The following is a 22,738-nucleotide window of genomic DNA, read 5'->3' on the forward strand; positions in this document are numbered from 1 at the left end:
GTTGTGGTTAAATTTTTAATTTATTAGAGTTCTCCAACAAACCGTTTTAATAGTTTCTTAGTAAGAGCTTCAGCCCTTAATTTCGTAATTGGAGATGTCTATTGATAGATTTATAATTTCTTAGAGATAAATCACACAAAATAACTAATCATTTATTATTAATAGATTCTTGTCGTGCGTTTCTCCATGCAGAGGTCATTCTGCTAAAATTGAGGGTAAAATCTGACCAACCCCACCAAGTACCAACTCTTTCTTCATCCCATGATGTGGAAAGAATGCCATAACTTAAACCTAACACACCTAACCCAAATAAACCCATACTGACCAGTAAAACGGCGGTATTAGGTACTTTAAACCATTCTTGTTTTACTACAAAATAAAATGCAAAGAAGGAAAAAATACCTAAACCTGTAGGCATTCCGCTAAAAATAGCCATTCTCCGAATCATTCTTTTACTGACAACTTCAGGAATTTCTCGTAAGGATGCACTTTCTTTTTTTTCTTGAAAATTTTTGTCAGATTTATTTATCGGAGTATTATTAGTTGCTTTTTTAACAACTTTTTTATTTTTTTTGGGTTCAAAAGGTAAAGAGTTACGATTAGATGAAGATGGCATAGTAATTTTTCCGACTGTTGTTAACCACGAATACCTAATTGTTTGATTAAGTCCTGATATGCTTGAGGACTTCCTTTTTTAATATAACCTAATAAACTTTTGCGTTGACCGATTAATTTTAAAAGTCCTCTACGGGAAGAATGATCTTTTTTGTTTACTTTTAAGTGTTCGGTGAGTTGACTAATTCTTTCGGTTAGTAGAGCTACTTGTAAATTAGATGATCCGGTGTCAGTTTCGTGAACTTGATATTTACTGATAATTTCTTGTTTTTTTTCTTGAGTTAAGCTCATTTTTTTCTAAAAGTTTAAATACTGCAATCTTTGATTATACCATATTGGATTAGGTATTAAGTAAAACTGTGAATAAATGCAAAAAGTTTATTCCGGTTTATAGTCAAATTTATAGCCAACACCTCTAACAGTGGTGATATAACGGGGATTATTTGAGTCCAATTCGATTTTACGACGAATTTGCCCAATATGAACATCTACAACTCTATTATCACCGATCGGATTGTTTTGCCATACGTTGGCAACTAAATCTTCTCTACGCCAAACTTTTCCGGGATTACTGGCGAGAAAGTAAAGGAGATCAAATTCTAAACTGGTAAATATTAGATTTTGATTTTGAAATTTTACTTCTCTTGTTTCTGGATTAATTAATAAATCTCCTAATTCAATAAGATTAATTTCTTCCGATTTAACTAATCTTCTTCGTCGCAGAATTGCCTGTACTCTAAACTCTAATTCTTCTAAGTCAAAAGGTTTGGTTAAATAATCATCTGCGCCTATCAAAAAACCTTTTTTCTTATCTTCAACGTCTGTACGACTGGTAAGCATGAGAATAAAAACATCGTTATTATTTTGCATTTCTTCACACAGATTATAGCCAAGTGTATCGGGTAAATTAATGTCGAGAATAACTAAATCTGGACGAAAACGCTGAAAAATCTCTCTAGCGGTTTTACCATCATTGGCAAATTCCACTTGATATTGTTTTTGTTTAAGAAAACGAGTGATTAAATTTGCGATCGCAATATCATCATCAACGACAAGAATTTTAACTGAAACGACTTCCATGATAACTTTAGGCAGAGGTGTACATCAATAAGGGAATGAGGAAATGATAATCATCAAAATTATCATAGATTGTCTGCAACCTTAACATTATAGTATCGGTCATAAAAATATGATTGTTAAATTTTTTAGGAAGGATTATTTTCAAAAGTATTTAATTCTAATGGTGAAGTCATAAGTTTTAAGACCAGATGAAATTATGTTATGACTTTACTAAAGCGTAATAATTATCCCTTAGATTTTTTAAAATCACAATCAATTAGGACTTCTAAATTCAATATAATGAATAAGTATGAAAAATAAATAATCGATTTTACTTTTATCAAACATTTTACATAAGGGGTTTAAACCTTTTGTTAATATATCAAGAATTTTGCTTTGGTACTAATTAATTAGGTGGTATAAATTGAGTAAGTTTCTTGACTATAGTTAAAATTATTACGAATTGGAGGAATAATTTAAAAATGAGTGAGTTAAATCCTTATGAACAATTAGGGGTGACAGAAAATGCTTCTTTTGAAGAAATACAAGTAGCAAAACAAAATCTGAAAGAACAACATCAAAATGATTCACTTGTATTAGAAAGTATCGAAATAGCTTATGATACAATTATCATGCAAAGATTAAGATTAAGACAAGAAGGAAAAATTAAAGTACCCGAACAAATTAGGTTTCCTGAAAAGATTAAAACGATCGAAACTCAAAAATCTCCTTCTGTTTCTAATACTCAAATTAACCCAAAAATATTTCTTTGGTTAAATGATTTGTTAGATCAACCTTCTTATAAAGATCTTATTTTTAATGGGGTTATTTTTTTATTATTAATTGTCGTTAGTATTTTTAACACTAATCTATCAATGTTACCTCTTTTATTAACTGTAGGAGTTGGTACAAGTTTTTATATTTTATATAAAAAACAAAAAATGTTTTGGAGATCGATCGGGATTACTTTTATTACTTTTATTGCCGGTATATGTATAGCAAATATTTTGTTAAATATTCTCATGGCTACTGGACTAAATGTCAGTTTAGAATCTGAACAATTTGCCTCTTTATTTACATTTTGTTTATTATGGTTGGTAAGTAATTTTATTCGTTAAATATTTACAATAGTAAGCCTAATTAAATTATATAAATTACCGATAAATCCCCTTTTTAACAAGATACAGGGGATTTAAAATTCTGTAGATAATCTATTGATATTTTTTGTTTATCAAGAGCTTTTACTGATGAATTTTACCATCAGGCATAATTGCACCTTTAAGTCTAGTATTTTCTAAATTTGCCCCAGTTAAATTCGCTTTTTCAAGATTTGCATTTCTGAGGTCAGCATTACTCAAATTAGCATAAACTAAAGAAGCATTGATTAAATTAGCCTTTCTGAGATGAGCATTACTTAAATTTACATGACTCAAATTTGCTTCAGCTAAATTAGCATTTTCTAAGAAAGATTCACTTAAATCACTACCGTCAAAATCTGTTTGGTAAAGATTCGCATTATTAAAATTAACTTTTTGTGCTTTCGCATTAACTATTTGTGTTTGAGTTAAATTAGCATCACTGAAGTTAGTAGAATGACTTTTACTATTACTACTTAGATTTGCTAAGTCTAAATCTGCTTTACTCAAATTTGCTTTCGTAAAATTTGCACCATTTAAAGTGGCTTGAATTAAATTAGCTGATTCTAAATTAGCCTTTTCAAAATTGGCTTTTTCTAAGATACTATGACTTAAATTAGCATGAATCAGTTTTGCTTGAGTAAAATCTGCCCTATTAAGATTACTATTTTTGAGATTAGCATAGGTTAAATCACTTCTTTTAAATTCACTTTTAACTCCTTTAATATTTTCCAAATCGCCAAAACTTAAATCTGTTTCAAAAAAGTTAGTTTTATATAAGTTTAAATTTTTGAAATTAGTTTTATGCAAGTTAGATTGTGATAAATTAGCTTTTTCAAAATTAAATTTATTTTTAGTAAAATGATAATTAGATAAATCACATTTAATACATTTATTATGTTCTATTAATTGAGAAATATCATTTTTACTATAGGCATGAGCATTGGGAATATCGATCAGATAAACTGTTATAATTGTTGCTAAGCACAAAATTATAGATACTAACTTCTTTTTCTTGTTCATGAGAGAATTTATAAAAATCAACAGTTAAGAGCTTTATATCACATTTTTAAGCTAATGACGTCATTAGTTTTTAAATTGTTTAGGGATTATAGGTCTAAATCATTTATAAGATTAAAGATAATTGGAGAATTTGTTTTATAATAAATAGATACTGAGTAATAGAAAATAAAATTAATGATTTTCTATCTATAATTTATTTTAATTTCATTTTTGTAAGAGGTTTTTAAATTTCTTTATCTTTCCTTTCAAAAATAAGATAAATAAAGAAGAAAAGATATAAATAAAAAATAAATAGGAATATGGTATGCTATCTAATGATTATAAAAATAGCTGAAGATTTAAGGATTTAGACGTTTTCAATTATTAATGTTTTTTTTGTGATATTTAATAATGTTTTTAAAAAGTATAAAGCTAAGTTATTTTCGTAATTATATTGAGGAAGAAATTTTTTTCAATAGTAATAAGGTTATTATACTTGGTAATAATGCTCAGGGAAAATCAAATTTATTAGAATCGATCGAGTTGTTATCTACATTAAAAAGTCATCGCACTAATAGAGATCAAGATTTAGTTTATAAAGATAGAATTTATAGTAAAATTACTGCCAATGTTATTCGTAAATTTTCTGATTATAATTTAGAAATTATGTTGCCTTTTAAGGGTAAAAGAGAGCTAAGTATTAATCAAGAAAAATTGACTAGAAATTTAGATTTTTTAGGGGTTGTTAATACAGTTCTTTTTTCTAGTTTAGATATAGATTTAGTGAGAGGTTCTCCTGAATGTAGAAGAAATTGGGTAGATAATCTTCTAACTCAATTAGAACCAGTATATTCTTATATTATTAAGCAGTATAATCAAGTTTTAAAACAAAGAAATGCACTATTAAAAAATTTTAAAAAACAAGGAATTAATAGTTATCAAGAATTATCATCTTCTCAAGAATTAGAGTTAAAATTATGGGATGATAAATTGATAGAAAATGGATGTAGAGTGATGAGAAGAAGAGGCAGAGTATTAAATAAATTAGAACCTTTTGCTAAATTTTGGCACAATCAAATTAGTGATAAAACAGAAAAATTAGAAATTATTTACCTCCCGAATATATGTTATCAAAAAGATGATATTGAGGAAATACATAACAATATCAAGTTACAAATAGAAGAAAAACGTAATGCAGAAATTGCTATGAGTATGACATTAGTGGGGCCTCATCGAGATGAAATTGATTTTATTATTAATGATACAACTGCCAGAAATTATGGTTCTCAAGGACAACAAAGAACATTAGTATTGTCACTGAAATTAGCAGAATTGCAGTTAATTGAACAAGTTATAGGTGAACCACCTTTACTATTATTAGATGATGTGATGGCAGAATTAGATTTAAAACGGCAACAACAATTATTAGATTCTTTGGGAAACCGTTTTCAAACTTTTATCACCACTACACACTTAAATTATTTTGATAATAATTTGTTAGAAGAAGCTCAAATTATTGAAATAAAGAAAGGTAAAAAAATTAATAATTAGGGGTTGCTCAAAAAGTTTTTTGGTGGGATAGGAGTTGGGAGAAACACTTATAAATATACTTATAAATTAAGAACTCAATCTTTGTATTAATAATAACTTATCTTTAACAATAAAATCATTTGTTAGAATTTTAGGTGATTTCTAATAATAAATATACCTGCTAAATCCCCCTAGCCCCCAAAACACAAAGAGGAAATTATAAAGAAGATGGGTAAATTCTTTCTTGGAAATGGCCTTAGATACTTTTAATTAAAGCAATTAGCTTTTAGCCTTTTTTCCATTAAATAATAACTAATCAATTACTATAGTTGATTAACTTAAGAATGAAACAAGATCAAAATCTGTTAGCCCTATTAAATAAAGGTTTTAGCTTGATAAAGTGTCTCAAATTTAAGTTAAATGACTATAATGTTGATTAGAAATTTAACTTCACAATAGCTGATAACTAATTGCTAATAGCTAACTGCTAATTAAACATAGTTATCTTTCTTTTTTTTAAATCGATATTTCCATTCAGTGGAACTACGTAAAGCCAACCAGAGTAACATCATAGCAATTAAACCACCATTTTGTGGAGATTTGAGAGCAAAAATGACTAATCCTGCGGATAAAAAATCTTCTATAAAAATCACTATAATAGGAATTCTACCTAAGCGAAAAAACCACCCCACTAAAACTAATTTTAAGACTAAGGCTAATAATCCTCCTGTTAAACCTAATAACCATAAAGGAGTAATTTGTACATCAATTAAACGAGCTACACCAATAGCCATAAATGCGCCGACAAAAGGACTCAATAAAAGTTGAATAATTTGTACTATTCTTAAACCAATAAGTTTTTTTGTACCTAGTAACTCAAATAATGACCAACTTGTTAAAATGCCAATAATTATTTGAGGATCGATCGATGATAGAAAAGGAATATTACTCCATAATTGATCAAGGCGTACTATGCCAATAATTAATAGAGGTAAACCAATTCTCATACCACCGGCGGCGGAAGCGGATAAAATAGCCAAAATTTGAATCAGAGAGAGATTTTCTATAGTCACAAAACATCCTTATAAAAGTTAATCAGTAGAGTATCCAGTTCCACAAATGATTTTTAAACATAATAATAAAATTAACCTTGCTATAACTTTAGGAGATCCGGCTAGTATTGGTTCAGAAGTTATCCTTAAAGCCTTAGCTAATCCTTTTTTTTCTCATCAAACGGAAATAACGATAATCGGTTCTCGATGTTGTTTAGAAAAAGCCTATCATGATTTACACAATAAAACTAAAGTTAATCTCGTACATCCTGAAATATTGAACATTTTTGATATGATAACATTTCCTGATTTTAATTGGGGAGAGGGGAATATTCACACGGGTAAGGCTAGTTTTTTATATTTAGAAAAAGCGATCGAATTGACTTTGGGGGGTACATTTGATGGTATTGTCACAGCCCCTATTGCTAAGTCTTTGTGGCAAAAAGCGGGGTATGATTATCCCGGACAAACAGAAGTATTAGCAAAAAAATCTGGTGTTGATAAATTTGGCATGATGTTTGTGGCTAAGTCTCCTCATACGGGGTGGATTTTACGCACTCTTTTAGCGACAACTCATATTCCCTTAAAAGCAGTTGCTGACAGTCTTAATCCTCCTCTGATGAATTTAAAATTAGATTTGCTTATTCACACTCTCAGAGAAGATTTTAACTTAACTAATCCCCATATTGCGATCGCTGGTTTGAATCCTCATAGTGGAGAAGACGGTAAATTAGGTACTGAAGAAAAAGAATGGTTAAATGACTGGCTAGAAAGTGCCAGAAAACGCTATCCTCAAGCAAAATTAACAGGGTTAACTCCTCCTGATACTTTATGGGTAAAACCTGCTCAGGCATGGTATCACGACCCAAATATTGCCACTGCTGATGGTTTTTTAGCCCTATACCATGATCAAGGTTTAATACCCGTGAAATCTATGGCTTTTGATCAAGCAATTAATACGACGATCGGCTTACCTTTTGTTCGTACTTCTCCTGATCATGGTACCGCTTTTGATATTGCTGGTCAAGGTATTGCCAATGCTAGTAGCATGATTTCCGCTATTGAATTGGCGATCGAGTTGTGTCAAAATCGGAAGTTAAAGCAGGTAAAATAAATTAGTTTTCTTTATAGATTATAGTTCGATCGCCACATTTTTTCTCTACTTCTTCTTTACTTAAATTAAACTCAGCTTTCACTGAATAATTTTTACCATCATGAAATTGAGAATTATATAAAAAAGTAAGAGGAGTAAAACCTACTAAACAAGCCTCTTTTTTTTCTTCTAATATGGCAATAACATTTGGATTGACACGATTATCATTATTCATAAATTTATCCAGAGACATAGCATTAGGATAGGTATAATCCCAGCGAGTTGAAACCATAAAAATCATCATAATTATTGTACCAACATATCCATAATATTGTGGTTTTATCCATGAATTTTTAGTTATTTCATATTGTTGTAATAATAGATATAAATTAAGAGTTATTAACACTATTATCCAGTACATATAGTATCTTAATTGATAAGAAAAAGGAAGAAAAGGAGTAAGTATACTCATCACAATTACGAATCCTAAAGCTATCTTTGTTTCAGGAGTATTTTTTCTACATAAAAATCCAAATAAAACCACGTTAAATACAACATAAATTGCAAAATATCCTCCTAAGCCAAAAGTATCTGCGTCAAGGGGTACATAGTCCATTGCGATCGTCCATTTCCAAGGTCTTCGATCGTCAAAAGCTCCTATTTCTAATAGAGAAAAAACCCATCTTTGAATAGAAGACATTGCTTGAATTTTTGCAGACATATAGTCATCACTAGGGACAACAGTATGATTTAATTCATGACCAAAAATAGTTATTTTTAAAGGATAAAAAGGATTTTGATATAACAGTAAATTTTTAAAAGAAGTAAGAAATATTATAATATTTGTCCCGATCGTAGCAAAAATTAAAGTGACAATATTTTTAATTTTATTAACAGCATTAAAACGAAAATAAATTAACCATAATATTCTTAGAAAAATAATAAATATAAGTAAGGCTAAAGGAGGAACTAATAAATATTTACTATTGGCTGTAATAAACCCTCCTAGTATAAATATAAAGATATTTTTATAATTAATAAAATCTTCTTTTAAAAATAATAAATAACTTAGAATAATAGTAATAGAAAAACCGACATTAGTTATCAAATCAACATAACAACTGGTAGAAGCTATATGAATTAAAGGTACTGCCAAGATAGTAATTATTGATAAATAATAAGGAATTTTTAAATAATTTTTAAGAAAAATAAAATAACCAATTAAACTAAGAAAACTTACTAAATTAGCTCCTTGAGGGCGTTTAATACCAAATAAATACCAGAAAAAACCTTGTAAAATATTAGGTAACATTGTAGAAGTATTGTATAGGGGTTCTCTCTCAGCTTCAAATATATAATGTTCTGGAGAAACTAAACCCCAAAAACGAGCCGCAAAAGGCAGTTGATACATCCAAGTATCTCCATTAATCCAATCCACTGCCACAAGACTTTTAAGAAATAAAAAACTAATAATAATTCCGGCAAATATTTTTAAACTTTGAATAGCGTTTAAATTAATAAAAAATTGAATAAAATTAGGTAATTGTGGTAATTTTGCTAAATTGTTAGCAAGAGATATTTTTATTGAAATAAAACCTATAATCATTAATAAAAATCGGCAATAACGAAAATTTCCACCAAACTTAAATCCATAACCGACTAATCCTAAAAGAAAACCAAAAGAAATCAGAATTAAACCGATACAAACAAGTTTATTATCTTTTCCTACTTCTGATAATTTAGGAGATAAAAAGTCTATTTTTCCTTTATAAGTCAAGACTGTAAAAAAGATAATTATAATGGCAATTAAGGCACTAATTAAGGGAACAAACATTTATAATAAATAATTAATAATAGATAGTAAATAATTGTTAATTGTTAATTATTTTTACCAAGTTATTCCTTGTCGTTGATGTAAAACTAAACCATATACGCCAACAGTTTGTTCGGCTAATTTTCTCCATTGAAAACGCTTACTTAAGTCTTGATAGGCATTCTCTACCAGTAATTGTGCATAATCTTTATTTAATAATACTTCTAAGATTCCCCATGCTAAGGAGTCAGGGTTATTAGTTTGGGTAACAATTCCTGTTTGTCCATGTCTTACCACTTCAGGAAGTCCTCCTGTATCTGAAACTATCACTGGTACTCGGGAGGCAAAACTTTCTAAAGCAACTATGCCAAATGGCTCATATAAACTAGGAAAAACAGCACAATCGGCAACTGTTTGAAACAAGTTAAGATCATCATCGGACATAAAACCAGTAAAATAACATCGATCCCATATTCCTAAATTATGGGCTAAGTCTTTGATGTAGTTAGTATTTCCTCCACCAATAATCACAAATTTTGCTTTTCCTTCTAGGGTGTCTAATATTTTTGGTGCGGCGTTTAATAATATATGAACCCCTTTTTCATAAGTCATTCTACCGACATAGTAGATAATTTTTTCATCATCATCAGCAAATTTTCGCCTAAATTCCCAATAGTCAAAGTTAGACGATCGAACTTTTTTTTCTGGTCTAATACCATTATAAACTACATCAATTTTATCCCAAGGACAACCTAAAGCCCGATGAATTTCATGACGCATATAACCGCTACAAACAATTACTCGCCAAGCCTCATAAACTAAAGTGCCTTCTTTACTGGCGATATAAGCATGAGTTTCATTGTGAATACCATTATGTCTTCCGTATTCCGTAGCATGAATAGTTGCAATCAGAGGAATTTTAAAATGATGCTTGACAGGAATCGCACTATCGGCTACCAACCAATCATGGGCATGGATAAGGTCAAAAGTACCAATTTTATTAATTAAATTTTCGGCGGTGACTCTCATAATGTCATTCATGTTTGCCACCCATTGAAAAAAATTGTCATTGTGAGGTACAGATATTCGATAAATTTTAATACCCTCGACGATTTCAAATTTTGGCGCATTGCCAAACTCAAGGGTAATTATGTGAACATCATGCTCTAGTTGAACAATTTCAGGATATAATTCTGCTACATGACGCGCAATGCCTCCCACGATTCTCGGTGGAAACTCCCATGATAGCACCAGTATTTTCACGTTGCTTCTTCCTTAAGAATTTACTACTAATCAATTATTAGTTATTGATGAATAATAATCAATTTTTATTTGTTGGAGAAATTTTTTTACGAGAAAAGAGTATAGAAAATCTACAATTAAAAATTTTTAGATGATTTTCAATAATTCCTACCTTTATAAAAGGAGTTAAGTCTTTCAAAATGGTATATTTATTCTCAGAAATTGCCTTAATTAATTCATGTTGAATCATTGGTTGTCTATTTTACAAAGTTATCGTCTTATTGGTGTTATTCGATCGAGTAATAGAGAGATAGCGATAAAAAAAGCTCATGCCTTGGCAAATGGGGGCGTGAAACTGATAGAAATTACTTGGAATAGCTACCAACCACAAGAATTAATTTCTATCCTCCGACAAGAATTACCTAATTGTTATATTGGTGCTGGTACAATTCTTTGTTATCAAGATTTAGTGACAGCAATGGATGCGGGGATACAGTTTTGTTTTACTCCTCATTGTGACTTAAATCTGCTCAATTTAGCTCATAATCAGGATATTCCCATGATTCCGGGTGCATTATCTCCCACAGAGATTATTCATGCTTTTAATCATGGTGCAAAAGTGGTAAAAGTCTTTCCTATTTCTACCATGGGGGGAATTGACTATATAAAACATATTCGAGCACCGTTGCCTCATATTCCCTTAATTCCCACAGGAGGGGTGACAATACAGAATGCCTCCGATTATATCAAAGCAGGTGCGATCGCCATTGGACTATCAACAGATTTATTTCCCCAAAAGTTAATTTTTGATGACAATTGGGGGATGATTTCTCAAAGGATTAATCACATTCAACAACAATTAGTTAACATTAGTAATTGATCATTAACAGTTCATTTTTAGTTAATATAACCCATGAATTCCAACATTCCTCTTACCCAAACCAGACTCAGAAATAATCTTCACCCCGAATCTGTTATCGCAAATAGGGCTTTAAAAAAAGAACAAATACAGCAAAAAAGAGCGAATATTGAACAAACGATCGAGATCAGCTTGAAAATATTTGTTAATTTAGGAATATCATTTTTGGCATTTTTTAGTATTAAACAACTTTTGCCTTATCATTTAGGACAACAGGCGAAAATATCTGAAATTGATGCAGAAATAGCTAAAATAAAGCCGAGGGTAGAAAAGTTACAGGAAGATTTTGGCACAACTTTCGATCCTAAATTAACTCGTAAAGTTATGGAAAAAAATACTTATAAAGTTGATCCTAATCTCAGTCCTATTTTTTTTACTAAGAAAAAATGAATTTATTTCAATAACATTTCAGAAGGGTTTAAGTCCCCTTCCGTAAAAGTTTTATAAAATAAACGACAAGACAATTCATCGCTTATTCATTTAAAGATTTAATTTTAAATAGAAGAATTTTTATTATAAGGTGCAGATTCATAGGGTTGTACACCAATTTCAGGTAAAGATTCTTCAGAAGGACTAAAAATACGAACAAACCCCTCTGTTAAATATTTAGTAATATCTTCTAACATTTTGATGATATTCATGATCTTATTTCTCCAAACATATTGATTCCCTTAGTTTCATTATCAAATAAAAAATACTATATGACTAAAACTCTTAACAAAAATTAGTGATTTTTTTCATTACTTAATATTATCTAAAATTCAAAATCAAACTAAATTTTATCACTGAGGCTCATAATTAATATACAAAAGATCTAGTAAATACTTATTTAAAGTGTAAAACAACTTATTTTATCTTGATCCCTATTCTTCTAAAAAAATTGATTACTAACAAATAATAACTATATTAATTATTTTAAAAATTAAAATTTATGACAACAAAAATAGCTATTATTGGGGCTGGATTATCAGGATTAACCATAGCCAAACTATTGCAAAATAAACAATTTTCTATCGATATTTTTGATAAAGGCCGAGGAGTCGGTGGTAGAATGTCTAGCCGTAGGACACAATGGGGATATATTGATCATGGTGCCCAATATTTTACTGTTAAAACCTTTTTATTTCGAGAATTTCTACAAAAATATAGCTCTATTATCACTCCTTGGGGGGGAAAATTTGCCTGTTGGCAGGATGGAGAATTTATTTCTATATCATTAGAAAATTCTCGTTATGTACCAACGATCGCCATGAGTAATTTATGCAAGAATATTGCTATGGGGTTAAAGGTACGATTAGAAACCAGAATTACTCATCTTGAAAAATCGACATCTTGGACATTGATTGATGAAAATGATCAAAAATATTTGGGCTATGATTTTGTCATTATTACGGCGCCCCCAATACAAACTTTCGATTTATTAAAATCCCATACTATTATTGCAGACTCGATCGAAGGATTGAAAATGTATCCTTGTTTTAGTTTGATGATAATTCCTGAAACAAAACTTAATATTTCTTTTGATAGTATAGAGTTTCAACATCCGATACTAGGTTGGGTTGCCGTAAATGATAGTAAGCCATTACGAGGCGAAAATGGTGCGATGGTGATTCAGTCCAATTTTTTATGGGCTGAGGAAAATTTAGAGCAAAATAGAGAAATATTAGGGAAAATTTTGAAAAAAACCACTGAAGATATTTTTGAGATTAAATTTAATAAAATTCTTTATGAATCTTTACATTTATGGCGTTATGCTATTCCTCAACAATCCATAAATCATGAACTCACAATGCTCGATCAAGAATATTATTTAGATATGGATCAAAATATTGGTGTGTGCGGTGATTGGTGTTTAAATGGCAAGATTGAATCAGCTTTTTTAAGTGGTTATCATTTAGCTGAAAAAATAACTAATTTATGAAAATATTAATTCTGTTTATTCATCATCAAGGAGAATTTTGCAGGAAAGATTGACAAATTTTTTTATGTCATTTTTCACGGTTTAGGATTAATTGCGTTGGTGGTTAGTGATATTGTTATGACAAGAATTTTTCACCCTAGTAAAACTTTCAATGAAGAATAAAAAATTAATATCGTTTTTCAATGAATTTAGATAAAATATTGGTGAGTTAAAATAAATTTTTGGAGTCCTTACATTATGTCTGACGATATTAACAAAATAAAAAAAATCATTAATAATGCTTTGGCTGATGGCAGATTATCTCGGGCAGAAAGTGAGATGATAAAAAAGGCTATTTATCAAGATAATATAGTTACTCCCGAAGAAGTTCAACTTTGGCGTGAGTTACAGGAAAAAGTGGCAGAAGGAGAAATTTTACTGGATGGATAGTGACTTCATGAGATAATAATGGATTATTAGTCCAGTTATATTTATCAATGACAGTGACAGAATTATCAAATTTACTACGCACTCCTCTTTATTCTTTATCTTGTAAATCCCATGCTAGATTTACTGACTTTGCAGGTTGGGAAATGGCTTTACAATATAGCAGTTTAAAAAAAGAACATCTAGCGGTAAGAGAATCCGTTGGAATGTTTGATATTTCTCACATGGGTAAGTTTTCATTACAGGGTAAAAATTTACGATCGAGTTTAAATTACCTTGTACCATCAGATTTAAGTAATTTAGAGAAAGGAAAAGCCCAGTATACAGTTTTATTAAACCATAATGGAGGAATTATTGACGATATTATTTTTTATTATCAAGGAGAAAATGAAAATGATCATAATATCGAATCAGGAATATTAATAGTAAATGCTTCTACCACAGCTAAAGACTGGGCTTGGTTAAGAAAAAACCTCAACACTCAAGATATTGAACTAAAAGATAACACTCAAGATTTCGCCTTAATCGCCTTACAAGGAAAACAAGCCTTTCAAATATTAAACCCTCTTGTTAAAGAAGATGTAACTGTTATACCCAATTTTGGACATCTGACGACTACTATTGATAATGAAATGGTGTTTATTGCCCGTACTGGTTATACTGGGGAAGATGGTTTTGAGATTATGACGACTCCTCTCATTGCTCAAAAATTATGGCAATATTTTCTGAATAATAACGTTACTCCTTGTGGTTTGGGGTGTCGAGATACTCTACGTTTAGAAGCCGCTATGTGCCTTTATGGGCAAGATATGAATGAAGAAATAACTCCTTTAGAGGCGGGTTTAGGATGGATAGTGAATCTCAATCATGACTTTGTCGGCAAAGAGATTTTATCAACACAAAAAAGAGAAAATGTTAAGAAGCGGTTAGTTGCCATCAAGATGGAAGGAAAACATATCGCCCGTCATGGTTATCCTATCTTGATTAATAATGAAACTGTGGGAGAAGTTACCAGTGGCACATTATCCCCAACTTTAAATAAAGCGATTGCTTTGGGTTATGTACCTTATAATTACAGTAAAATAGGACAAAAATTAACTATAGAAATTAGAGAAAAATTATATCCTGCTATAGTAGTTAAAAAACCATTTTATCGTCGTTCCTAAATAATAACCATTGATTGCAACAAAATAGTACTACTCGATCGTGCAACGTCACTTCGTGATTGATTTTATCTCGGAATCAGGAGGTAGTTGATTGCTTAATACTTTCTAAGGTAATCCATCCGGGAGTCCATAAATCTCTATCCTTCAATTGTTTAGCATTGATCCAAAATCTTACACTATCATCGCAGGAAGATTTCATTTCGGCAAATACCCACTTATCCTCATTCTTGCGATTAATGACTTCAAAATGTCGCCATCCCCATGTTTTTTGTTTTGCAGTCCATTTTGAACCTAATAAATGAGGAAATTTTTGTTTATTAGCCATTTTATCAATTTGGGAACAATTTATGTTATTTTTCGATCGATTACTTACTTCAAAAAAATAAATTTTAATATTGCAATCTTTGGAAAAAGTAATAACTTTATGTTACCCCAAAACTCCTGTTTTATTCCAAAAAATCAAGTTATCAATTTCAAAAGTATAATTATCGTGTATGAACTGCTAAAAGCTAATTCCTAATCATTTATGAAGACCAAAACTATATTAACTCTTATTCTAAACATCCCGATCGTCTTATTTTTATCTAACCAGACTTTAGCACAAATTCCGAACTCACAGCAAAGTGAATCTTTATATTCAGCTAACTCCTCTAATATTTTGCCGACAACGAAAGCCTATACTTTGGGAAGTGGTGACATAATTAACGTTAGTGTGTATGGCTTATCAGATCAAGGTGGTGAAGTGAAGGTACTTAATGATGGTACGATTTCTTTACCCCTTATCGGAACTTTTTCTATTGTCAATAAAACAGTACAACAAGTCCATCAACTTTTAACTACTGAATACGCTAAATATATTAAACGTCCTGTTATCACAGTTACACTTTCAGCACAAAGACCATTACGTTTAGCGATCGCAGGAGAAGTAAATACCCCCGGTAAATATACTCTTAACCCAGACTTAGGGGAGAGAAAAAATCCTAAAGTAACAGACTTGTTAGAAAAAGCAGGAGGCTTAACTGTATCTGCCAACGTGAGAGAAATTCAACTAAGACGACAGGAAACCGAAGGAGAGAAAATTTATACTCTTGACTTTTGGCAACTACTACAAAAAGGGGATTTAAAACAAGATGTTGACTTACAGGACGGAGATGTTATTGTTATTCCTAAGCAAGAAAAAATTAACCCCAGAGAATCCCGTCAACTTGCTGATGCTAACTTTGGTATAAAATACTCACAACCTCCTAACGTTACCATTGTAGGGGAAGTTAATCGTCCGGGTGCTTATACTATTCCTATTGACAATGCACCTCCTAGACTTACGATCGCCTTACAACAAAGTGGCGGTATTAGAGACATGGCAAATATTCAGGATATAACTGTTAATCGTATCACCAGAGATGGTCAGGAACTAAATATTAAAGTTAATCTATTAGCAATGTTAGAAACCGGAGATATAGGCAAAGATATAGTTTTACAGGATGGAGATACCATTATCGTACCAAAAGCGGAAGAATTATCTGCCACCGAAGCCCAAACCATTGCCAGTGCAAATTTTTCACCCAAGGAAATCACCGTTAATGTGGTAGGATCTGTGAAAAATCCGGGTGTATTAAAAATCACGCCTAATACTTCTCTTAATACTGCTATTTTAGCTTCTGGAGGATTTGATGAACGTCGAGCGAACGATCGAGTAGTGCAATTAGTACGAATTAACTCTAATGGTACAGCAACAAAAAGAGATGTATCTGTCAATCTATCCGCAGGAGTGAATGAAGAAAGTAACCCCATCCTAAAAAATAATGATGTGATTATGGTAGGACGTAACGGGATGACAGAATTTAGCGATACAATGGGAACGATATTAGCACCTCTTGGTCGAACATTTCCTTTTCTTAATATATTCAGTATTTTCCAATAAATTAAAACTTAAGAGATAGAAATTAATAATTATTCATTATTCACTATTAAAATATGGCTAAGAAAAATAATTCTAATTCTGATGAGATTAACTATCAAAAAATAGATAATAATTTTGTTCCTTCTTTATCTATGATGAATCAAAAAAAAGATGAACAGATAGAAGAAAATAATAGTTTTTCTCAGTTTTTTTCAGTTTTTAAAAGACGTTGGTTAATATTTTTAACAGTTACATTTGGTGTCACTGCAGGAGTTGCTTATTGGACTTATCAACAATCCCCTATTTTTCAGGGTAAATTTCTTTTATTAGTGGAAAAACAGCAAGAAAAATCCGATGTCAATAACAATAATAATAGTATCAATGGTAATTTTTCTAATTCTTCTCCTACTGCTGTCGATTATAACACCGAAGTAGAAATATTAGGAAGCCCTAGTGTTTTGGTACCAATTTTGGAAGAAGTTGCTGTTAAATATCCCGATGTTTTTGATGATATAAATCTGCCAAATTTAGAGAATTTAACCATTAAACAACTAGAAAATACGAAGATAATAGAAGTTGCATTTCAAAATGAAAATCCTGAGAAAATTAAATTTGTTTTAGATAAAATTGCCGATAATTATTTAGCTAAAAATCTGGCTGACAGTAAAAATAATGTTAATGAAGGTTTAAAATTTGTTCGGAATCAAGTACCTCAATTAGAAAATAAAGTTATATCTTTACAAACTAATTTACAAAATTTAAGACAACAATATAATTTTATTGATCCTCAAGCCAAAGCTACAGAATTAGCACAACAATTAGCTAGTTTAGAACAAGAATATTTATCAAGTCAAATTCAATTACAACAGGCTCAATCTACTTATAATAATTTACAACAGCAATTGCAATTAACTCCAGAACAAGCTATTGCGGTTAATGATTTAAGTGAGTCGTCTAAGTATCAAAGTTTAGCAAAAGAATTGGAAGAATTAGAATTAGAAATAGCGACAAAATCAGCCGTTTTTACTGATATAAGTCCCCAAATGATCACTTTAAATGAAAAGAAACAAAATTTGATTAAATTACTAGAAGAAGAAAGAAAAAAAATTTTAAATAAACAGTTTGGAGAAATTAACGATCGAGAATCAGTAAAAGTATCATCTCCTAATCAAATTCGCTCGAAGTTAATAGAAGAAATGCTCTCAAAAAATAATGAAATAAAGGTATTAGAAACAAAAATTGACGCTCTAAAAAAGGCTTTAGAAGAATTAAATAAAAGTCTAAAACAAATGCCTACTCTCACGAGAAAATATACAGATTTACAGAGAGAAATACAAACAAATACTGACAGTTTAAAACGTTTCCTTGAAACCAGAGAAAAACTAGAATTAGAACAAGCACAAAAAACCCTAAATTGGCGCATTGTAAGTCCTCCATCAGTAAAAGAAGAACCCATTTATCCGGTACCTGTAAACAACTTAATAATGGGTTTAATTGGCGGTTTGATATTAGGTTCAATTACAGCTAATATTGTGGATAAATTAGACGGAATAATTCACTCTTTACCTCAACTAAAAGAATTAACTAAGCAACCGATTTTAGGACAAATTCCCATCCATAAAAATATCAATTCTGTAGAAGATGTGATACGTAAAGCATTGCCTTCTTTTAATTCCGATTCTAGTGTTAGTTGGATGTCAAAAACTCCTCAACCTCAAGAATATTCTTCTTCCTATTGGATAGAGTCTTTTCGTAACTTTTACACTAATGTACGCCTATTAGGTTCAGACTCGATCGTCAATTCTTTAGTAATTAGTTCACCTAATCCCACAGAAGGCAAGTCCACTATAAGTCTAAATTTAGCACAAACAGCGGCGGCTATGGGGCAAAAAGTTCTTTTAATTGATGCTGATTTAAGATTACCTCAATTACACCGACTCTTAGATATAGATAATGACAACGGTTTAAGTCATCTCTTAGCCACAGGATTAGATTTAGAATCAGTAATAAAAGATGTACCTCAATGGGATAATCTGTCTGTAATTACGGCTGGAGAAATACCCCCCGATCCAACAAGGTTACTATACTCCCAGAAAATGCAAGAGATTGTACAACAATTGAAAAATTCCCAAACATTTGATCTTATTATCTATGATAGTCCTTCTTTGTTGGGCTTTTCCGATGCTAAAATTATTGCACCTAATACGAATGGCTTGATTTTAGTCGTGAAATTGGGTAAGAGCGATCGAGATAGCTTACAACAAGTTACAGAACAGTTAAAAATATCTAATGTCCCCTTGTTAGGTATTGTAGGAAATGGCATTAAATATAATGATCATACTGGCTATTATCGTTCAGAATATCATAATTACTATAAATCTCATCAAAATCAGTTACACTCTCGATCGTAATATGATTTAATATTTTTCAATATCATTTTTTTTAGATAAATAATTTAAGTTTGCTATATAAATTTATTTTAATTAGTTATCAATTATTCATTCATTATTAACCATGACTTCTACATTTTTATTAACTATTTTACTAATGATTGGGCTATTTTTCTTCATCAGAGGAAGCATCAAAGATCGTACTGAAATTGTTACTATTGCTTGTCAAGATAACCAAGATAATATATTAAGTTATTTGAGAGATTATTTTCAAACAAGATCTTATAAAGTAATCTCGATCGAGCCTGAAACTAATAAAGTTAGTCTGGAAGGTTTAGTATCTCCAAGTGTTTTTTTAACAGTTTTTTTAAGTCTTTTAGCTGGTAGTGGATTATTCTGTTTCGCTTTAGTTTTGTCTATGTTATTTTCCACAGAAACTTACTTATTTATATGGCTAGTAATCTTTTCTCCCTTGGCTGGTTTTTTCTATTGGAAAGGAGCACGAAAAGTAGAAAAAGTAGTTTTTCGTTTAGACGAAAATAATCAGTCCACCGATACTTTAATTACTATTCAAGCACATAGAGATGAGTTAATACAATTACAAACTAATTTTCCCTTTAATTATTCTGTCAAAGAATGATCAAACTAAAGCGATTAGCTGTTAGCTGTTAGCCTTTTTTGCATCAAACAATAAGTAATCAATTACTAATGTTGATCAGAAATTTAACTTCACAATAGCTGATAACTAATCGCTAATTACTGCTAATTAGATATGACATTCGATCGAACTTCTTAGGGTGGTAAAATGTTGTGATTGATGAGTTGCCATCACCGAAAAACGTAGGCGACTGGTGGGTACTGTCGGCGGTCTAATAGCGGGAACAAAAAAACCATTTTCCCGTAGTTTTAAGCTCAAATTAAGGGCAGATTCGGCAGTTTTTGACTTTAAACATAAAATAGCTGATTCAGAAGGGAAAAAGCTCATATTTAATGAATTAAGCTCTTGTTTTAATAAGGTTATATTTTGCCATAAACTCGATCGTCTTTCTGAGTCATTACGAATAATCTCAACACCCTTTAATGCCGCCGCCGTATCCGCAGGAGATAAAGCAGTGGTATAAATCCATGTTGGGCAACGATTGCGTAAAAAGTCGATTAAAACCTCACTACCTGCCACATAACCGCCTAAACTCCCAATAGCTTTGCTTAATGTGCCAATTTGAATGATATTGTCATTTTTTATGCCAAAATGCTCTAAACATCCCGCCCCCGTTTTACCTATAATTCCTGTGGCATGAGCTTCGTCTATCAATAACCAACAATCATATTTATTCGCAATATCTATTAATTCAGGTAAATGACATAAATCACCATCCATACTAAAAACGCTGTCTGTAACAATGAGACAATGACGATAATTAGAGCGATTTTTGTCTAATTTTTGAGTTAAATCTAAACAATTATTATGGTTATATTCTATTACTTGACTTTGACTTAATTTTGCCCCATTTTTGAGACTAGAATGGTTATATTCATCTCCTAAAATTAAATCTTTCTGATTCACTAATGCTGAAATTGTACCGATATTAGCACTATATCCTGAACTAAATACTAAGGCTTTTTCTGTCTTTTTCCAAATTGCGATCGAGTGTTCTAAATCTTCATGTAATTTACGATGCCCACTTAATAATCTTGATCCTGTACTTCCTGTACCATATTTGTAAATAGCTTCGATCGAAGCGTCCATTAAACGCTTATCGCAAGTCAAACCAAGATAATCATTACTAGCAAAATTAACTAATTTTTCTCCTTCCAATTCAATTACTGCACCAGATAACCCCGTAATGGTTTTTTCTTGACGATACCAATTGGCTCGTTTTATGGTACTTAAAGATTTGGAGAGATATTCTGATAAAGACATGAGTTAGTAATTAGTAATTAGCTGTTAGAAGTTAAAAGTTAGAAGTTAATCAACAACTCACTATTCACTATCAACTATTAGAGGCTTGTTTTTGAAAACACATAGCACAAAAACCCCAACGTTTTAATTCTCCTTCAGGGCAATGAGTATTACACAGAGGGCAAATTGTAAATTGATTTGCTCTTTTTTTGATGGTATTAAACCATTTTTGTAAGGCTTCTTCAGGGTTATCAGGGGGAAGTAAATTTAAGAGAGAATCCGAAATAATTATGCTAGGATGTTCATTACTATCATCTTCTCGATCGACTGAGATAGTCTTATTTTGATACCATTTAACTGAAGCAAAATGTAAATCTAAATCTTCGATGGGTGAGTCCATACGACGATTAATTTTAACAATTAAAGAACGTCTTTGTAAGTTTAAATCTTGCGCCCATGCTGAGCTAATAGTGGCAATATATAAAACTTCGTTGCTAAAAGAAACAGGACGGGCGTGTTGTGCTACCTTATGGTTAACAACTTGATACCAACATTTCGTTAATTCATGAAATTTTCTTTGTTTTTCCCATTGGGGTTGAGAAAGAATAACATTTAATAGTTTATCTATAGAGTAAAGTGTCATTGATTTATGAATCAAATAATATCAGTTCATCCTCAAATCAAAAAAATTATTCAAACTCTCGATTTGGATTTAGGATCAGAGTTAACTCAATTTGAACAAAGTCTTAATCAAGATTCTGTTTTGATTCCCGATGTTATCTCAGATATTCCCCCCGAAAAAGATTTTATCCCTTCTTATTCCTCTTTAGTATATCACCCCAATACGATCGAATCTGAAGAACCTATTTCTGTCGCTTCCCGTCTTTTGGATTCCCCTTCAAAACTAGATCAAACATCCTTACTAGATTTAATTTTAACTCCTTGGGGCATAATGGCAATAATCATCTTTTTTGGTGCAAATCTCTTTATTTTTATCAATCAAGACAAAGAAATTATTGTCAATCAGAATAACCAAAATCCCCAAAATATTAATAACATTAATCATCAAGCATCAGACAATAACCCCAATAATGTCCAAGAATTATCATCATCAATTCCTACCAAAAATAACCCACCTCCCTTACCTATCTCCTTACCCGATGTTAATAATTCAACTCAGCTAAAAAATAAATCACCTTATCCCAATTTAAAAACGGCATTATTGAATGAAATCACTAAAAATCAAATTCTATTGCCTTCTCCTTCCTTAAATGATAATTCTGGTTTACTCCCCGTAACAGTAAAACCTCCTGCTTCTAATCCTTCAACCCCTACACCTTCTAAGCAAATAAAATATTCTCTTGTTACAAATTATCAAAATATGGATAACTTTAATAGTATTAAAAAAGTTGTTCCCAATGCCTTAATTATTAATATTGAGAAAGATGTTAAAATTCAACTAGGTATTTTTACGACAGAAACTGAAGCGATAAAACAATCTCAAAAACTTCAAACTCAAGGAATCAAAACTGAGATAATCAACTATTAGAGTTAAGTGTTTAATCTGATTCTGG

At 30.8% G+C, this 22,738-nt stretch carries 23 protein-coding genes; 12 read left to right on the forward strand and 11 right to left on the reverse strand.

Going from position 1 to position 22,738, the window contains the following annotated elements:
• Positions 1-148: 148 nt before the first annotated feature.
• From GM3709_RS06110 to GM3709_RS06120, 3 genes are all read right to left on the reverse strand, one after another.
• Positions 149-616: a PAM68 family protein gene (locus GM3709_RS06110; RefSeq protein ID WP_066117298.1), complete on the reverse strand. Its 468-nt coding sequence runs from the start codon at positions 614-616 to the stop codon at positions 149-151.
• Positions 617-636: 20 nt separating this feature from the next.
• Positions 637-906 carry a 30S ribosomal protein S15 gene (rpsO, locus tag GM3709_RS06115; RefSeq protein ID WP_017295233.1) on the reverse strand — a complete coding sequence of 90 codons (270 nt, stop codon included), beginning with the start codon at positions 904-906 and terminating at the stop codon, positions 637-639.
• A gap of 87 nt (positions 907-993) precedes the next feature.
• The gene (locus tag GM3709_RS06120) at positions 994-1,695 is read right to left on the reverse strand and encodes a response regulator transcription factor (protein WP_066117300.1); all 702 of its coding nucleotides are present in this window, start codon (positions 1,693-1,695) and stop codon (positions 994-996) included.
• 461 nt (positions 1,696-2,156) lie between these two features.
• Between GM3709_RS06120 and GM3709_RS06125 the strand changes: the two genes are divergently transcribed.
• Positions 2,157-2,792 carry a CPP1-like family protein gene (locus tag GM3709_RS06125; RefSeq protein ID WP_066117304.1) on the forward strand — a complete coding sequence of 212 codons (636 nt, stop codon included), beginning with the start codon at positions 2,157-2,159 and terminating at the stop codon, positions 2,790-2,792.
• A 123-nt stretch (positions 2,793-2,915) separates the two neighbouring features.
• On the opposite strand, the gene GM3709_RS06130 is transcribed toward GM3709_RS06125, so the two are convergent.
• The gene (locus tag GM3709_RS06130) at positions 2,916-3,833 is read right to left on the reverse strand and encodes a pentapeptide repeat-containing protein (RefSeq protein ID WP_066117307.1); all 918 of its coding nucleotides are present in this window, start codon (positions 3,831-3,833) and stop codon (positions 2,916-2,918) included.
• Positions 3,834-4,223: 390 nt separating this feature from the next.
• Between GM3709_RS06130 and recF the strand changes: the two genes are divergently transcribed.
• A complete protein-coding gene (gene recF / locus GM3709_RS06135; protein WP_066117311.1) occupies positions 4,224-5,363 on the forward strand; it encodes a DNA replication/repair protein RecF in 1,140 nt (379 codons plus the stop codon).
• Between the two features lie 470 nt (positions 5,364-5,833).
• Here recF and GM3709_RS06140 read toward each other — a convergent pair whose 3' ends face one another.
• The gene (locus GM3709_RS06140) at positions 5,834-6,415 is read right to left on the reverse strand and encodes a DUF4126 domain-containing protein (RefSeq protein ID WP_173645703.1); all 582 of its coding nucleotides are present in this window, start codon (positions 6,413-6,415) and stop codon (positions 5,834-5,836) included.
• A 46-nt stretch (positions 6,416-6,461) separates the two neighbouring features.
• Between GM3709_RS06140 and pdxA the strand changes: the two genes are divergently transcribed.
• Positions 6,462-7,508 carry a 4-hydroxythreonine-4-phosphate dehydrogenase PdxA gene (gene pdxA / locus GM3709_RS06145; RefSeq protein ID WP_066117313.1) on the forward strand — a complete coding sequence of 349 codons (1,047 nt, stop codon included), beginning with the start codon at positions 6,462-6,464 and terminating at the stop codon, positions 7,506-7,508.
• Between the two features lies 1 nt (position 7,509).
• Here pdxA and GM3709_RS06150 read toward each other — a convergent pair whose 3' ends face one another.
• Positions 7,510-9,321 (reverse strand): hypothetical protein, encoded by a 1,812-nt coding sequence (locus GM3709_RS06150; RefSeq protein WP_066117316.1) that lies wholly within the window; start codon positions 9,319-9,321, stop codon positions 7,510-7,512.
• A gap of 54 nt (positions 9,322-9,375) precedes the next feature.
• Positions 9,376-10,563 (reverse strand): glycosyltransferase family 4 protein, encoded by a 1,188-nt coding sequence (locus GM3709_RS06155; RefSeq protein ID WP_066117319.1) that lies wholly within the window; start codon positions 10,561-10,563, stop codon positions 9,376-9,378.
• A 217-nt stretch (positions 10,564-10,780) separates the two neighbouring features.
• Here GM3709_RS06155 and GM3709_RS06160 point away from each other — a divergent pair, with 217 nt between their 5' ends.
• Positions 10,781-11,422, forward strand: coding sequence for a bifunctional 4-hydroxy-2-oxoglutarate aldolase/2-dehydro-3-deoxy-phosphogluconate aldolase (locus GM3709_RS06160; RefSeq protein WP_066117321.1), 642 nt, complete (start codon positions 10,781-10,783; stop codon positions 11,420-11,422).
• Between the two features lie 33 nt (positions 11,423-11,455).
• On the forward strand, positions 11,456-11,851 hold the full coding sequence (locus GM3709_RS06165) for a hypothetical protein (RefSeq protein ID WP_066117323.1): 396 nt from the start codon (positions 11,456-11,458) through the stop codon (positions 11,849-11,851).
• 104 nt (positions 11,852-11,955) lie between these two features.
• Here GM3709_RS06165 and GM3709_RS20665 read toward each other — a convergent pair whose 3' ends face one another.
• A complete protein-coding gene (locus GM3709_RS20665; RefSeq protein WP_173645704.1) occupies positions 11,956-12,102 on the reverse strand; it encodes a hypothetical protein in 147 nt (48 codons plus the stop codon).
• Between the two features lie 290 nt (positions 12,103-12,392).
• On the opposite strand from GM3709_RS20665, the gene GM3709_RS06170 reads away from it, so the two are divergent.
• The 3 genes from GM3709_RS06170 to gcvT all read left to right on the forward strand — a co-directional run bounded on the left by GM3709_RS06170 (position 12,393) and on the right by gcvT (position 14,974).
• Complete coding sequence (locus GM3709_RS06170) at positions 12,393-13,382, forward strand: NAD(P)/FAD-dependent oxidoreductase (protein WP_066117326.1); 990 nt, start codon at positions 12,393-12,395, stop codon at positions 13,380-13,382.
• 237 nt (positions 13,383-13,619) lie between these two features.
• Positions 13,620-13,811 carry a hypothetical protein gene (locus tag GM3709_RS06175; RefSeq protein ID WP_066117329.1) on the forward strand — a complete coding sequence of 64 codons (192 nt, stop codon included), beginning with the start codon at positions 13,620-13,622 and terminating at the stop codon, positions 13,809-13,811.
• A gap of 47 nt (positions 13,812-13,858) precedes the next feature.
• Positions 13,859-14,974, forward strand: coding sequence for a glycine cleavage system aminomethyltransferase GcvT (gene gcvT / locus GM3709_RS06180; RefSeq protein WP_066117332.1), 1,116 nt, complete (start codon positions 13,859-13,861; stop codon positions 14,972-14,974).
• Between the two features lie 76 nt (positions 14,975-15,050).
• Here gcvT and GM3709_RS06185 read toward each other — a convergent pair whose 3' ends face one another.
• Positions 15,051-15,299 carry a TIGR02450 family Trp-rich protein gene (locus GM3709_RS06185; protein WP_066117335.1) on the reverse strand — a complete coding sequence of 83 codons (249 nt, stop codon included), beginning with the start codon at positions 15,297-15,299 and terminating at the stop codon, positions 15,051-15,053.
• Positions 15,300-15,500: 201 nt separating this feature from the next.
• Between GM3709_RS06185 and GM3709_RS06190 the strand changes: the two genes are divergently transcribed.
• From GM3709_RS06190 to GM3709_RS06200, 3 genes are all read left to right on the forward strand, one after another.
• Complete coding sequence (locus GM3709_RS06190; RefSeq protein ID WP_066117337.1) at positions 15,501-16,895, forward strand: SLBB domain-containing protein; 1,395 nt, start codon at positions 15,501-15,503, stop codon at positions 16,893-16,895.
• A gap of 53 nt (positions 16,896-16,948) precedes the next feature.
• Entirely contained in the window at positions 16,949-19,285 is a 2,337-nt protein-coding gene (locus GM3709_RS06195) for a polysaccharide biosynthesis tyrosine autokinase (RefSeq protein ID WP_066117339.1), read from the forward strand.
• 103 nt (positions 19,286-19,388) lie between these two features.
• Entirely contained in the window at positions 19,389-19,904 is a 516-nt protein-coding gene (locus GM3709_RS06200) for a cofactor assembly of complex C subunit B (RefSeq protein ID WP_066117342.1), read from the forward strand.
• A gap of 126 nt (positions 19,905-20,030) precedes the next feature.
• On the opposite strand, the gene bioF is transcribed toward GM3709_RS06200, so the two are convergent.
• Together bioF and GM3709_RS06210 are read right to left on the reverse strand one after the other, a co-directional pair.
• Positions 20,031-21,185 (reverse strand): 8-amino-7-oxononanoate synthase, encoded by a 1,155-nt coding sequence (bioF, locus tag GM3709_RS06205; protein ID WP_066117344.1) that lies wholly within the window; start codon positions 21,183-21,185, stop codon positions 20,031-20,033.
• A gap of 70 nt (positions 21,186-21,255) precedes the next feature.
• A complete protein-coding gene (locus tag GM3709_RS06210) occupies positions 21,256-21,807 on the reverse strand; it encodes a DUF721 domain-containing protein (protein ID WP_066117347.1) in 552 nt (183 codons plus the stop codon).
• 6 nt (positions 21,808-21,813) lie between these two features.
• Here GM3709_RS06210 and GM3709_RS06215 point away from each other — a divergent pair, with 6 nt between their 5' ends.
• Positions 21,814-22,713: a hypothetical protein gene (locus tag GM3709_RS06215; protein WP_066117350.1), complete on the forward strand. Its 900-nt coding sequence runs from the start codon at positions 21,814-21,816 to the stop codon at positions 22,711-22,713.
• Positions 22,714-22,738: the final 25 nt, after the last annotated feature.

The organism is Geminocystis sp. NIES-3709, assembly GCF_001548115.1.
Lineage (GTDB): Bacteria > Cyanobacteriota > Cyanobacteriia > Cyanobacteriales > Cyanobacteriaceae > Geminocystis.